This is a genomic window from Streptomyces sp. NPDC006235 (assembly GCF_040613735.1).
Taxonomy (GTDB): Bacteria; Actinomycetota; Actinomycetes; order Streptomycetales; family Streptomycetaceae; genus Streptomyces.
Window position 1 is genome coordinate 326,042 of the sequence record NZ_JBEXSR010000004.1, and the last position, 12,924, is coordinate 338,965.

Annotated in this window: 13 protein-coding genes; 7 read left to right on the forward strand and 6 right to left on the reverse strand. The window is 69.5% G+C overall.

Annotation, left to right across the window (positions count from 1 at the left end; translation table 11 throughout):
- Positions 1-47: 47 nt before the first annotated feature.
- The 3 genes from miaB to ABZ192_RS07465 all read right to left on the reverse strand — a co-directional run bounded on the left by miaB (position 48) and on the right by ABZ192_RS07465 (position 3,270).
- Positions 48-1,571, reverse strand: a complete 1,524-nt coding sequence (miaB, locus tag ABZ192_RS07455) for a tRNA (N6-isopentenyl adenosine(37)-C2)-methylthiotransferase MiaB (protein WP_356923557.1) — start codon at positions 1,569-1,571, stop codon at positions 48-50.
- 62 nt (positions 1,572-1,633) lie between these two features.
- Positions 1,634-2,287, reverse strand: coding sequence for a response regulator transcription factor (locus ABZ192_RS07460; RefSeq protein WP_356923558.1), 654 nt, complete (start codon positions 2,285-2,287; stop codon positions 1,634-1,636).
- Positions 2,287-3,270: a sensor histidine kinase gene (locus ABZ192_RS07465; protein ID WP_356923559.1), complete on the reverse strand. Its 984-nt coding sequence runs from the start codon at positions 3,268-3,270 to the stop codon at positions 2,287-2,289. Before ABZ192_RS07465 ends, ABZ192_RS07460 begins: the two co-directional genes overlap by 1 nt.
- A gap of 297 nt (positions 3,271-3,567) precedes the next feature.
- Between ABZ192_RS07465 and ABZ192_RS07470 the strand changes: the two genes are divergently transcribed.
- Entirely contained in the window at positions 3,568-4,053 is a 486-nt protein-coding gene (locus ABZ192_RS07470; protein ID WP_355855355.1) for a TrkA C-terminal domain-containing protein, read from the forward strand.
- Positions 4,054-4,057: 4 nt separating this feature from the next.
- Positions 4,058-5,281, forward strand: a complete 1,224-nt coding sequence (locus ABZ192_RS07475) for a cation:proton antiporter (RefSeq protein WP_356923560.1) — start codon at positions 4,058-4,060, stop codon at positions 5,279-5,281.
- 69 nt (positions 5,282-5,350) lie between these two features.
- Here ABZ192_RS07475 and ABZ192_RS07480 read toward each other — a convergent pair whose 3' ends face one another.
- Complete coding sequence (locus tag ABZ192_RS07480) at positions 5,351-5,758, reverse strand: MazG nucleotide pyrophosphohydrolase domain-containing protein (RefSeq protein ID WP_020276293.1); 408 nt, start codon at positions 5,756-5,758, stop codon at positions 5,351-5,353.
- 97 nt (positions 5,759-5,855) lie between these two features.
- Here ABZ192_RS07480 and ABZ192_RS07485 point away from each other — a divergent pair, with 97 nt between their 5' ends.
- A complete protein-coding gene (locus ABZ192_RS07485) occupies positions 5,856-6,857 on the forward strand; it encodes a TAXI family TRAP transporter solute-binding subunit (RefSeq protein ID WP_356923561.1) in 1,002 nt (333 codons plus the stop codon).
- Positions 6,858-6,884: 27 nt separating this feature from the next.
- Here ABZ192_RS07485 and ABZ192_RS07490 read toward each other — a convergent pair whose 3' ends face one another.
- Positions 6,885-8,288: a HAMP domain-containing sensor histidine kinase gene (locus ABZ192_RS07490; protein ID WP_356923562.1), complete on the reverse strand. Its 1,404-nt coding sequence runs from the start codon at positions 8,286-8,288 to the stop codon at positions 6,885-6,887.
- Between the two features lie 9 nt (positions 8,289-8,297).
- Positions 8,298-8,984: a response regulator transcription factor gene (locus ABZ192_RS07495; protein ID WP_356923563.1), complete on the reverse strand. Its 687-nt coding sequence runs from the start codon at positions 8,982-8,984 to the stop codon at positions 8,298-8,300.
- A gap of 290 nt (positions 8,985-9,274) precedes the next feature.
- On the opposite strand from ABZ192_RS07495, the gene ABZ192_RS07500 reads away from it, so the two are divergent.
- The 4 genes from ABZ192_RS07500 to ABZ192_RS07515 all read left to right on the forward strand — a co-directional run bounded on the left by ABZ192_RS07500 (position 9,275) and on the right by ABZ192_RS07515 (position 12,683).
- Positions 9,275-10,051, forward strand: a complete 777-nt coding sequence (locus ABZ192_RS07500; protein ID WP_356923564.1) for an amino acid ABC transporter ATP-binding protein — start codon at positions 9,275-9,277, stop codon at positions 10,049-10,051.
- 75 nt (positions 10,052-10,126) lie between these two features.
- Positions 10,127-10,972, forward strand: coding sequence for a glutamate ABC transporter substrate-binding protein (locus ABZ192_RS07505; protein WP_356923565.1), 846 nt, complete (start codon positions 10,127-10,129; stop codon positions 10,970-10,972).
- Between the two features lie 128 nt (positions 10,973-11,100).
- Positions 11,101-11,778, forward strand: a complete 678-nt coding sequence (locus ABZ192_RS07510) for an amino acid ABC transporter permease (RefSeq protein WP_356923566.1) — start codon at positions 11,101-11,103, stop codon at positions 11,776-11,778.
- Positions 11,775-12,683 (forward strand): amino acid ABC transporter permease, encoded by a 909-nt coding sequence (locus ABZ192_RS07515; RefSeq protein WP_356923567.1) that lies wholly within the window; start codon positions 11,775-11,777, stop codon positions 12,681-12,683. The genes ABZ192_RS07510 and ABZ192_RS07515 overlap by 4 nt, the downstream gene beginning before the upstream one ends.
- The last annotated feature ends 241 nt before the right edge of the window (positions 12,684-12,924 follow it).

The window sequence follows — 12,924 nt, forward strand, 5'->3', positions numbered from 1 at the left end:
CCTCGCGATCAGAGGTGTGCCCCGCCCCCGCCCGCCGCCCGCCCGGCTCAGTCGCAGCCGCAGCCGCTCGCCGCCACCGGGAGCGGCTCGGGTACGCCGATCTTGGGCAGGCCCAGGAGCACGCCCGCCGGCTGGGCCGGCGTGCCCGCCTTCTCGGCGTTGCGCTTCTCCCAGGCGTCGCCCGCGCGCGTGCGGCGCACGTCCAGCACGGAGCCCTCGGCGAGGAGGTGGTGCGGGGCGGCATAGGTGATCTCGACCGTGACCACGTCGCCGGGGCGGACCTCATGGTCCGGCTTGGTGAAGTGAACGAGGCGGTTGTCGGGGGCACGGCCGGACAGACGGTGGGTGCTGTCGTCCTTGCGGCCCTCGCCCTCGGCGACCATCAGCTCCAGCGTGCGGCCGACCTGCTTCTTGTTCTCCTCCCAGGAGATCTCCTCCTGGAGGGCGACCAGGCGCTCGTAGCGCTCCTGGACGACCTTCTTGGGGATCTGGCCGTCCATCTCGGCGGCCGGGGTGCCCGGGCGCTTGGAGTACTGGAAGGTGAAGGCCTGGGCGAAGCGGGCCTCGCGCACCACGTGCAGCGTCTGCTCGAAGTCCTCGTCGGTCTCGCCGGGGAAGCCCACGATGATGTCGGTGCTGATCGCCGCGTGCGGGATGGCGGCGCGGACCTTCTCGATGATGCCCAGGTAGCGCTCCTGCCGGTAGGAGCGGCGCATGGCCTTCAAGACCGTGTCCGAGCCGGACTGGAGCGGCATGTGCAGCTGCGGCATCACGTTCGGCGTCTCGGCCATGGCGGCGATGACGTCGTCGGTGAAGTCGCGCGGGTGCGGGGAGGTGAAGCGGACGCGCTCCAGGCCGTCGATCTTCCCGCAGGCGCGCAGCAGCTTGCTGAAGGCCTCGCGGTCGCCGATGTCGGAGCCGTACGCGTTGACGTTCTGCCCGAGGAGCGTGATCTCGGAGACGCCGTCGGCGACCAGGGCCTCGATCTCGGCGAGGATGTCGCCGGGACGGCGGTCCTTCTCTTTGCCGCGCAGGGCCGGGACGATGCAGAAGGTGCAGGTGTTGTTGCAGCCGACGGAGATGGAGACCCAGGCCGCGTACGCGCTCTCGCGCCGCGTCGGCAGCGTCGAGGGGAACGCCTCCAGCGACTCGGCGATCTCGACCTGCGCCTCCTCCTGCACGCGCGCGCGTTCCAGCAGGACGGGCAGCTTGCCGATGTTGTGCGTGCCGAAGACGACGTCCACCCAGGGCGCCTTCTTCACGATGGTGTCGCGGTCCTTCTGCGCGAGGCAGCCGCCGACCGCGATCTGCATGCCCGGGCGGGCGGCCTTCTTCGGCGCGAGGTGGCCGAGGTTGCCGTACAGCTTGTTGTCGGCGTTCTCCCGCACGGCGCAGGTGTTGAAGACGACGACGTCGGCCTCGTCGGCGCCCTCGGGGGCGCGGACGTAGCCCGCGTCCTCCAGCAGACCGGCCAATCGCTCGGAGTCGTGGACGTTCATCTGGCACCCGTAGGTGCGTACCTCATATGTGCGCGTGCCGCCCACTGACTGGCTCCGGTCGATGCTGCTCATGGGGACAAGGGTAGGCGGTCACCGGGAGTGGCTCGGCCGCCTGTGGACAACCGGGCCCGGGCTCACGCCTCGATGAGACCGGCGCGGATCGCGTACCTGGTCAGCTCCAGACGGTCGCGCATGCCGAGCTTCTGGAGAAGGTTGGCGCGGTGGCGTTCGACCGTCTTGGCGCTGATGAAGAGGAGTTCGCCGATCTCCTTGGAGGTGTGACCCTCGGCGACCAGCTTGAGGATCTCCTCCTCGCGTTCGGTGATGGCGCGTTCCGGCAGGCCGTCGCCACGGTGCAGCCGCTCCAGGTAGGAGCGGACGAGGGTCCGCTCGGCGCCCGGGTAGATGAACGGCTCGTCGCGCACGGCCGCCCGGCAGGCCTCGACCAGGTCCCGGTCGGCGACGGACTTGAGGACGTAGCCGCTGGCTCCGGCCCTGAGCGCCTCGAAGAAGTACTCCTCGTTGTCGTACATCGTCAGGATCAGGATGTGCAGGTCGGGCAGCCGGCGGGAGAGCTCGCGGGCCGCCTGGAGGCCGGTCATGCGGGGCATGGCGACGTCCAGGACGGCCAGGTCGACGGCGGTGTCCCGGGCCTTGGCGACGGCCTCGGCCCCGTCCCCGGCCTCGGCCACGACCGTCAGGTCGGGCTCCCCGTCCAGGATGAGGCGCACGCCCCGGCGCACGAGGGTGTGGTCGTCGGCGAGCAGGACGCGGATCGGTGTGGACATCAGCGGGGTCCTTCGGTCGCTGGTTCGCGCAAGGTCACTGATTCGCCCGAGGTCACCGGGATGCGCAGCCGTACGTCAGTGCCCCCGCCGGGCGCCGGTTCCAGGGTGAGGGCGGCCCCGACCAGCAGCGCGCGTTCGCGCATGCCCGTGATGCCGGAGCCCTCGGGGGCGTCGCCGAGGCCCGTGCCGTTGTCGCGCACGAGGAGTTCGACGCCGCCGGGGACCGGCCGGAGGCGGAGTTCGGCACGGTCGGCGCCGGCGTGCCGGGCGGTGTTGGTCAGGCCTTCCTGGGCCACTCGGTAGATGACGAGTTCCGATTCCGGGTTCAGAGCGGGGAGGTCGCCGGTGACGTGGTGGCGCACGGTCAGCCCGTGGGTCGTGAACTCGGCGGCGAGCGAGCGCAGGGCGCTGGCGAGGCCGAGTTCCTCCAGGACGCCGGGGCGCAGCCGCCGGGCGATCCGGCGGATCTCGTCCAGGCCGGCCCGGGTCGCCTCCTGCGCCTGGCCGACCTCGTCGCGCAGTTCTTCGGGCGCCCGGTCCGCGACGCGCTTGAGCTGGAGGAGGACGGCGGTCAGGGTCTGCCCGACCTCGTCGTGGAGCTCCCGGGCGATCCGGTGCCGTTCGCTCTCCTGTGCGGACAGCGCCCGGGCGGCGCCCGCGGCCCGCTCGGCCTCCAGCCGGTCGAGCATCGCGTTGTACGTCGTGATCAGCCCGGCCGTCTCCGCGGGTCCTGCGACCACCGGGCGGGAGCCCGGACGCAGCAGGTCCACGGTGACCATGGCCCGGTCGAGCCGTTGCAGGGGCCCGAGACCGAAGCGCAGCACGAGCGCGTTGCCGGCGAGCAGCATCGCCAGGCCACCGAGCAGGACGAGCGCCTCGCCCGCCAGGACGGGGGTCGACACGGTGACCGGGCCGAGCAGCAACGCGGTGGCCACGACCAGGCCGGCCGCGTTGAGCGAGAAGATCCGCCAGAACAACGACACGTTCCTGGATTCGCTCCTTCCGGCTTTCACGTCTGGCCCGGCTGACCCGGCTTTCGCGTCTGGCCCGGCTGACCCGGCCTGCGCGTCCTCGGCCCTCGCGTCCCTTGCCTGCGCGTCCTCGGCCTTCGCGTCTGACACCGCCCCCTTCACCCTCTCCGGCCATCGGCCGCCGCGCATATCCGTGACGACACCCATGTCGCCACCGTACGGCTGGATGACAGCATGCGGACTTGACCCGTCCGTTGATCGACACCGTTCACCAGACCGATAAGAGCCAGACGAACAAGGGGAAGAAACGTGTCAGCTCCGCGCCTGAGGGCGACGCCGCTGCCGGGCATCGGGGTCCAGTACGACCTGGAGACCCGGGAACACCGCCATCTGTCGGTGGTGGCGCACCGCGACGGCACGCGCACGGTGAACGTGTATCGGGCCGACGACCCGGACTCCTGCGCACAGTCGCTGCGGCTGACCAGTTCGGAGGCGGGGTCGCTGATCGACGCGCTGAAGCCGTCCCACCACAGCCCGAGCCTGCTGTACACCACGGACCTGGGACTGGTCGCCGAGCGGATCGAGGTGGCCGCGACCTCGCGCTGGAACGGGCGGGTGCTGGGCGACATGCGGATGCGTACGGAGACGGGCGCGTCGGTGGTGGCGGTGCTGCGCCGGGCCGAGGCCATTCCCTCTCCCGCGCCGGACTTCCGGCTGGCGGGCGGTGACACGCTGATCGTCGTCGGCACCCGCGAGGGCGTCGACGCCGCCGCGACGATACTCGGTCGGGAGTGAGCCGGTGCACTCCGCGGTTCTGCTGATCGAGTTCGGTTCCATCATCCTCGGCCTCGGCCTGCTCGGCCGGTTCGCCGCCCGTTTCCGGCTCTCGCCGATACCGCTGTACCTGCTGGCCGGTCTGGCCTTCGGCGAGGGCGGTCTGCTGCCGCTGGGCGCGAGCGAGGAGTTCATCGCCACCGGCGCCGAGATCGGCGTCATCCTGCTGCTGTTGATGCTGGGCCTGGAGTACACGGCGAGCGATCTGGTCTCCAACCTCAAGACCCACTACCCGTCCGGTCTGGTCGACTGCGCGCTCAACGCGCTGCCGGGGGCGGCGGTGGCGCTGCTGCTCGGCTGGGGGCCGGTGGCCGCCGTCGTCCTCGCCGGTGTCACCTGGATCTCGTCGTCCGGTGTGATCGCGAAGGTGCTCGGCGATCTGGGCCGGGTCGGCAACCGGGAGACGCCGGTGATCCTCAGCGTGCTCGTGCTGGAGGATCTCGCGATGGCGGTGTATCTGCCCATCGTCACGGCGCTGGTGGCGGGAGCCGGGCTGCTGGCCGGCAGCCTGACCCTGGCGATCGCGCTGGGCGCGGCGGGCATCGTCCTGTTCCTGGCCCTGCGCTACGGCAGGGTGATCTCCCGCTTCGTCTCCAGCGACGACCCGGAGAAGCTGTTGCTGGTCGTGCTGGGTCTGACGATCCTGGTCGCGGGTGTGGCACAGCAGCTCCAGGTGTCGGCGGCGGTCGGGGCCTTCCTGGTGGGCATCGCGCTGTCGGGAGAGGTGGCGGAGGGTGCGCACACGCTCCTCAGCCCCCTGCGTGACCTGTTCGCGGCGGTCTTCTTCGTCTTCTTCGGCCTGCACACCGACCCGTCCAGCATCCCGCCCGTTCTGCTGCCCGCCCTGGGCCTGGCCGTCGTCACCGCCCTGACGAAGATCGCCACCGGCTACTGGGCGGCGCGGCGGGCCGGGATCTCCGTCAAGGGCCGCTGGCGTGCGGGCGGTGCGCTGGTGGCCCGTGGCGAGTTCTCGATCGTCATCGCCGGTCTGGCCGTCTCGGCGGGCATCGAACCGTCCCTCGGCCCCCTGGCCACGGCCTACGTCCTCATCCTGGTCGTCCTGGGCCCGCTCACGGCGCGCTACACGGAGCCCGTGGCGACCTGGTGGACCCGACGCCGCGAGCCACACCGGGACACGGCGCGGACGGCGCCGCGCACCACGGAGGCGGACGCGCAGGTGGCCGACTGAGGGGCAGCGCCGAAGGAGACACGGCAGGGAAGAAGGGGCAGGGGAGCCGCCGTCGGCCCGGGCGGCGGCTCAGGCGCCCGCGGCCGGTTCCCACCCCTGCTTCCTCAGCACGCCCGGCACATCCGGTGCCTCGTAGTGCTCCCCCTTGAGCACCTTGCCGTCCTCGCGGCGGGAGACGGAGCCGTCGGGACCGATCTTGGTCATGTTGGAACGGTGGATCTCGGCCAGGACCGCGTCGAGGTCGATGCCGTGGACGAGGGCGGTGCCGTACGCCACGTAGACGACGTCGGCGAGTTCGTGCGCGAGCCGGTCGAGCGGGCCCGTCACCGACACCTCGGCGACCTCCGCGGCCTCCTCCGCGAGGAGTTCGCCGCGATGGGCGGCGAGTTCGGGGGACACCTCCGTCGGGGTACTGCGGGCGTCCAGGCCGAAGGCGAGGTGGAATTCACGGACCAGGTCGGCGGGCGAGGAGCTCATGGGGCCGACTGTAGTGGCCGCCACTGACACTCACCCAACCCCACCCTGTGAGCCCGCCCCTGGTCAGCGGGGCACCACGGCTGGCAGGATCTCGCGCATGCCCAAGACGTTCCCCCCTCTCGGCAGGCGCCGGGCCCTTCAGGGCGGCGCCGCCGCCCTCGTGGTCCTCGGGCTGCTCCTGTGGTGGCTGCGCCCCTGGGCCGAGGAGCCTCCGGGCGGGACGATCAGGCTCAGCACGGGCACCCAGGCGGGGGTCTACCACGAGTACGGCAAGCTTCTGCGCACCGAGATCGACAAGGACATGCCCGATCTGAAGGTGCGGTTGCTGACCAGTGCCGGTTCGCAGGAGAACGTCGCGGACGTGGCGACGGGCAAGGCCGACTTCGCGATCGCCGCGGCCGACGCGGTGGCCACGTACAAGCTCGACAACGGCGCGGGCGCCGACCGGCTGCGCGGTGTCGCGCGCCTGTACGACGACTACGCCCAACTCGTCGTACCGCCGGACTCGGACATCCGCTCCGTCGCGGACCTGCGCGGCAAGCGCGTGGCCATAGGGCTGCCGAACTCCGGCGTACGGCTGATCGCGAACGGCGTGCTCAGGGCCGCCGGCATCGACCCGGAGAAGGACATCAAGCCGTCGTCGGACGGCATCGACACCGGGCCCAAACGGCTCGGACACGGGCTCGACGCGTTCTTCTGGTCCGGCGGACTGCCCACGGACGGGCTCAGCCGGCTGGCGAAGAAGTCGGCGTCGGCCTTCCGATTCGTGCCGATCGACGTCGGCCTCGTGGCCAAGCTGCACGACCAGGGCGGTGCCACGCGCTACTACCGCGCCACCAAGATGCCCGAGTCGGCCTACCCCACCATCCAGCGCGGCGACGCGGTCCCCACCCTGGCGGTGTCCAACCTGCTGGTCACGCGCAACGACTTGGACCCGCGGCTCACCGAGTGGCTGACCCGTACGGTGATCGACAGCCGGGACGGCATCGGCGCGACCGTCCACTCCGCCCAGCTGGTCGACGTCCGCACGGCGATCTACACCGACCCGCTCAAGCTGCACGACGGGGCCCGGCGCTACTACCGGTCCGTCAAGCCGTAGCTCGCCCTCGACCCGGCCTCGGCTTCGCTACGCCGGCCCGACCCTGGGCACCGTCACCGTCACCTTCAGCCCGTGCGGCTCATGATGGTCGTACGCGATCGAGCCGCCGCCGGCCGCGAGCAACGCCCGCGAGATGGACAGGCCCAGGCCCGAGCCCTTGATGTTCTGGTGGCGGCTGCTGCGCCAGAAGCGGTCGCCGATGCGGGCCAGTTCCTCGTCGGTGAGGCCCGGCCCCTCATCGGTCACGACGACGGTGGAGGTGTCGCCGTTCGGGGTGACGGTCACCTCGACGGTCCGGCCCTCGGGCGTGAACTTCACCGCGTTGTCGATGATCCCGTCCAGCGCGCTGGACAGCGCCACCGGGTCGGCCCACGCGGTCGTCGGCGGGCAGTCGCCCACCAGGCGTACGCCCTTGGCCTCGGCGGTCGGGGACCAGGCCGCGACCCGTTCGGCGGCGAGCTCGCCGATGTCGGTGATCTTCAGATCGGCCTCGGTGTGCTCGGCCAGCGCCAGGTCGAGCAGATCGTCCAGGACCTGCGCGAGGCGCTTGCCCTCGGACTGGACCGAGGCGATCTCCTTGTTGCCCTCGGGCAGCTCGAAGGAGAGCAGCTCGATGCGCAGCAGCAGCGCCGCGAGCGGGTTGCGCAGTTGGTGCGAGGCATCGGCGACGAAGGCGCGCTGCTGCTCCAGCACGTCCTCGACGTTGTCCGCCATCTCGTTGAACGACCGGGCCAGGCGCCTGAGTTCCGGCGGACCGCCGGCCGCGGCGACCCGGGACTTCAGCCGCCCCGTGGCGATGTCGTGGGTGGTGGCGTCCAGCACCCGTACGGGCTTGAGCACCCAGCCGGTCAGCCGCAGGGCGGCACCGACGGCCAGCAGCATCGCGGCGAACTCCCCCGCGCCTATGACCAGCCAGCCGTGCAGCGTGCGCGAGCGCAGCTGCCCGGTGGGCGAGTCGGTGACGACGACCGCGACGACGTCACCGTCCCGGATGACCGGAGAGGCGACCACCAGGTTGCGGCGCTGCCAGGGCCACACCTGCCGCGGATCGTGGCTGCGGCGGCTGAGCAGCGCCTCGTCGAAGGCATCGCGTACCTCACCCTCCTTCGGCAGGGACCACCGGGCGGGTGCGTGGGCCATGGCACTGCCGCTGCGGTAGAAGACACCGGCACGGATGCCGTAGACCGTGTAGTAGCTGTCGAGTTCGCGGCTGAGCGTGGCCAGGCGCTCGTTCTCGAACGCGCTGGCGGTCCCGGTGGGCGAGTCGGTGACGAACTGGGCGAGGGCGGCGAAGCGTGCCGTGTCGTCGATGCGGTCGACGACGACCTTCTGCTGCTGGGCGCCGGCCAGGCTGACGGCGAGCGGGACGCCGAGCGCGAGCAGCACCGCCGCCATCAGGACGATCAGCAGCGGGAGCAGACGAGTGCGCACGCGGCCCCGCTATCCGGCGGGCGCGACGAGCCGGTAGCCGACTCCCCGTACGGTCTCGATGAGGGCGGGCATCCGCAGTTTGGAGCGCAGGGACGCCACGTGCACCTCCAGCGTGCGCCCGGTCCCCTCCCAGCTGGTCCGCCACACCTCGCTGATGATCTGCTCCCGGCGGAAGACCACCCCGGGCCGCTGTGCGAGCAGGGCCAGGAGGTCGAACTCCTTGCGGGTCAGCTGGATCACGGTTCCTTCCACGCTGACCCGGCGCGTGGGCAGTTCGATGTGCACCGGGCCGAGGCGCAGCTCCGTCTCGATGCCGCTGGAGGTGTCCTCCTGCGAGGTGCGCCGGCTGACCGCGTGGATACGGGCGAGCAGTTCCCCGGTGTCGTACGGCTTGACCACGTAGTCGTCGGCGCCGAGGTTGAGGCCGTGGATGCGGGAGCGCACGTCGGAGCGGGCAGTGACCATGATCACCGGCGTGCTGGTGCGCTTGCGGATCTTGCCGCAGACCTCGTATCCGTCCTGGTCGGGCAGGCCCAGGTCGAGCAGGACGACACCGAAGCCGTCGACCTCGGGGACCAGCGCCTGAAGGGCCTCCTCGCCGCTGCGCGCGTGCGTGACGTCGAACCCGTGCCGTGCCAGGACCGCCGACAGGGCGGCGGCGACGTGGTTGTCGTCCTCGACGAGCAGCAGTCTCACCCGGGCCCCCTTCGGTTCACTGGCCGTACGATCTATCTGTGTACAAAAACGCGTGCACGCGCGCGCGTGCACCTTGTGCAGTCACGCTGATGGATGAGGACGGCGTCAAGAGGGTTCCGGTTGCGGAGAGCTTCCGTTACCCGGCCGATATGAGCGCTGCTCATAAGTGCTACGACACGTGTCCGATTGCTATCGGATCGTGATGCTCAGATTCCCCTCAGATGTAATGACGCAGGTCGTAGAGGGTTACTACTGTCCTCCGAAACCGAGGAGGACGGAGCCTGAGAGCGATGACCGAAGTATCGGTGGCCAAGGAAGATGTGGCCGCGACCGGAGAACTGGTCGTCCTGAAGAGCGTCAACAAGCACTTCGGCGCGTTGCACGTACTCCAGGACATCGACCTGACGATCGCGCGCGGTGAAGTCGTCGTGGTCATCGGACCCTCCGGGTCCGGCAAGTCCACCCTGTGCCGCACCATCAACCGCCTGGAGACGATCGACTCCGGCACGATAGAGATCGACGGCAAGCCGCTGCCCGCCGAGGGCAAGGGACTCGCCCGGCTCCGGGCCGACGTCGGGATGGTCTTCCAGTCCTTCAATCTCTTCGCGCACAAGACCGTGCTCGAGAACGTGATGCTCGGCCAGATCAAGGTCCGCAAGAAGGACAAGGCCGCGGCCGAGGAGCGGGCCCGCGCCCTGCTCGACCGGGTCGGCGTGGCCGCGCAGGCCGAGAAGTACCCGGCACAGCTCTCCGGCGGCCAGCAGCAGCGCGTCGCGATCGCGCGGGCGCTGGCCATGGAGCCGAAGGTCATGCTCTTCGACGAGCCGACCTCCGCGCTCGACCCCGAGATGATCAACGAGGTGCTGGAGGTCATGCAGCAGCTCGCCCGGGACGGCATGACCATGATCGTCGTCACCCACGAGATGGGTTTCGCACGATCGGCCGCAAACCGCGTGGTGTTCATGGCGGACGGCCGAATCGTCGAGGAGGCTGCGCCCGACCAGTTCTTCAGCAACCCGCGCAGCGACCGTGCCAAGGACTTCCTGTCGAAGATCCTGCATCACTGAGGCGCGCGTCGCCCCTGCGACGGCCCGCGTCACCCGAAACAACGGTTTTTCTCTTCACGGCAAAGGATGTTCACGATGAAGCTCCGCAAGGTCTCCGCCGCAGCCGCCACCGCTCTCGTTCTCGCCCTGACCGCTACCGCCTGTGGTGGCGACGACGGCGGTGACTCCAATGGCTCCGGCTCCGGCGGCGGCGACAAGATCAAGATTGGCATCAAGTACGACCAGCCCGGTCTGGGCCTGAAGGAGCCCGACGGTTCCTTCTCCGGCTTCGACGTGGACGTGGCGACGTACGTGGCCAAGGAACTGGGCTACGAGCCCAACCAGATCGAGTGGGTCGAGACCAAGAGCGCCGACCGTGAGAACGCGCTGTCCCGCGGTGACGTGAAGATGATCGCGGCCACGTACTCGATCACCGACGAGCGCAAGCAGAAGGTCGACTTCGCCGGTCCGTACCTGCTGGCCCACCAGGATCTGCTGGTGAAGAAGGACTCGGACATCACCAAGGCCACGGACCTGAACGAGAAGAAGCTGTGCTCGGTCGCAGGTTCGACTTCGGCGCAGAACGTCAAGGACGACTTCGCCCCGAAGGCCCAGCTGACGCAGCGCGGCGGCTACTCGGAGTGCCTCTCCGCTCTGCAGAGCGGCGCCGTGGACGCGCTGACCACCGACGACTCGATCCTCGCGGGTTACGCCGCGCAGGAGCAGTACAAGGGGCAGTTCAAGCTGGCCGGCCTGAAGCTGAGCAACGAGAACTACGGCATCGGTGTCAAGAAGGGCGACAAGGCGACCCTCGACAAGATCAACGCCGCCCTCGAGAAGATGGTCAGCGACAAGTCCTGGGACAAGGCCGTCAAGGAGAACTTCGGTCCGGCTAACTACAAGAACGAGCCCGCCCCGAAGATCGGCCAGATCGTCCAGTAACGCGGGACTCCGCCGACGCAGGATCCCCGCACGCGATGCGGGGGTCCGCGGGCGCGCCGCCGCCACTTGTCTGACGGCGGCGCGCCACGTCCGCCACCTACGCCACACACCCGGAAGCGCGGGAGATCGTGTTCGACTTTCTTTCTGACTATGACGACCCGTCCCTGCTGGGCGCTTTCTGGGTCACAGTGCAGCTCACCGTCTTCTCGGCCATCGGTTCCCTGATCTGGGGAACCCTCCTAGCGGCCATGCGGGTCAGCCCCGTGCCGCTGATGCGCGGTTTCGGCACTGCCTACGTAAACGTCGTCCGAAACATTCCTCTGACCGTCATCATCGTCTTCACGTCGCTCGGCCTCGCCGACATCTTCGGCGTCACGATGGGCGCGCCCGATGACTTCGAACTCAAATACTTCCGACTGGCTGTACTCGGTCTCGTCGCCTATACAGCTGCCTTCGTCTGCGAGGCGATCCGCTCCGGCATCAACACCGTGCCCGTCGGGCAGGCTGAGGCGGCACGGGCCATCGGACTCAGCTTCAGCCAGGTACTGAGGCTCGTCGTACTGCCTCAAGCGTTCCGTTCCGTCATCGGACCGCTGGCCAACGTGCTCATCGCACTGACCAAGAACACAACCGTGGCAGCCGCGATCGGCGTGGCGGAGGCCGCCCTCCTGATGAAGGAAATGATCGAGAACGAGGCACAGACGCTACTCATCGGCGCGATCTTCGCCTTCGGGTTCGTGGTACTGACTCTGCCCACCGGCCTGATCCTCGGCTGGCTGAGCAAGCGACTGGCGGTGAAACGATGACGTCCGTTCTCTACGACGCCCCCGGCCCGAAGGCCAAGCGGCGCAACCTGCTGTTCTCGGTGCTCTTCTTCGTCCTACTCGCCCTGCTCCTGTGGTGGATCTGGCAGACGCTGGACGACAAGGGCCAGCTGCAGTGGTCCCTGTGGAAGCCGTTCACCACGTCAGAGGCCTGGACGACCTATCTGCTGCCCGGTCTGGGCGACACGCTGAAGGCCGCAGCCCTCGCCATGGTCATCGCCCTCCCGCTGGGCGCCGTCCTCGGCATCCTGCGCCTGTCCGACCACCGCTGGGTGCGCATCCCGGCCGGCGCGGTGGTCGAGTTCTTCCGGGCCATCCCGGTACTGCTGCTCATGCTGTTCGCCAACGAGTTCTACGTCCGCTCGACGGGCATCCCCAGCGATGAGCGGCCCCTGTACGCGGTCGTCACCGGACTGGTGCTCTACAACGCGTCGGTCCTCGCCGAGATCGTCCGCGCTGGCATCCTCTCCCTGCCCAAGGGGCAGTCGGAGGCGGCGATGGCGATCGGCCTGCGCAAGAGCCAGACGATGTCGAGCATCCTGCTCCCGCAGGCCGTCACCGCCATGCTGCCCGCCATCGTCAGTCAGCTGGTCGTCATCGTGAAGGACACCGCGCTGGGCGGCGTGATGCTCGGCTTCACCGAGCTACTCAACACGCGCAGCACGCTCGCGGCCAACTACGCGAACGTCATCCCCAGTTTCATCGTCGTGGCGGTCATCTTCATCATCCTGAACTTCATCCTTACGTCCTTCGCCTCCTGGCTGGAGGGCAGGCTGCGCCGCAGCAAGCGCAGCACAGGGGCTGTTCTGGGTGCCGACAAGGTCGACGACGTGAACGCGGCCGAGGTCGGCGACACCTACGGCACCGGTGCCGAGGGCAGGCTCTGACGGCCCGCCAACCGGCACGACTGTGGCCCGCCGGATTTCTGGCGGGCCACAGTCGTGCCGAGCCCTGAGCCATCCGGCTCCGGCCAACGCTGACACCCCATCAAGTGACGAGCGTGCCGCCCGGCTACCCTTGGTGCGGCGGCATGATCGCCACCGACCGCCGGTCACTTGACGCAAGCACCGGCAATGGGTTGCATACGTTCTGTGATCGTGCACCCTGCTCCAACTTCCTGTTCACCTA

Bases quoted from the DNA above. Each gene is read 5' to 3' on its own strand.
- ABZ192_RS07515 (WP_356923567.1), top strand. From the start codon at position 11,775: ATGACGTCCGTTCTCTACGACGCCCCCGGCCCGAAGGCCAAGCGGCGC.
- miaB (WP_356923557.1), bottom strand. From the start codon at position 1,571: ATGAGCAGCATCGACCGGAGCCAGTCAGTGGGCGGCACGCGCACATAT.
- ABZ192_RS07460 (WP_356923558.1), bottom strand. From the start codon at position 2,287: ATGTCCACACCGATCCGCGTCCTGCTCGCCGACGACCACACCCTCGTG.
- ABZ192_RS07500 (WP_356923564.1), top strand. From the start codon at position 9,275: ATGACCGAAGTATCGGTGGCCAAGGAAGATGTGGCCGCGACCGGAGAA.
- ABZ192_RS07485 (WP_356923561.1), top strand. From the start codon at position 5,856: ATGCCCAAGACGTTCCCCCCTCTCGGCAGGCGCCGGGCCCTTCAGGGC.
- ABZ192_RS07505 (WP_356923565.1), top strand. From the start codon at position 10,127: ATGAAGCTCCGCAAGGTCTCCGCCGCAGCCGCCACCGCTCTCGTTCTC.
- ABZ192_RS07480 (WP_020276293.1), bottom strand. From the start codon at position 5,758: ATGAGCTCCTCGCCCGCCGACCTGGTCCGTGAATTCCACCTCGCCTTC.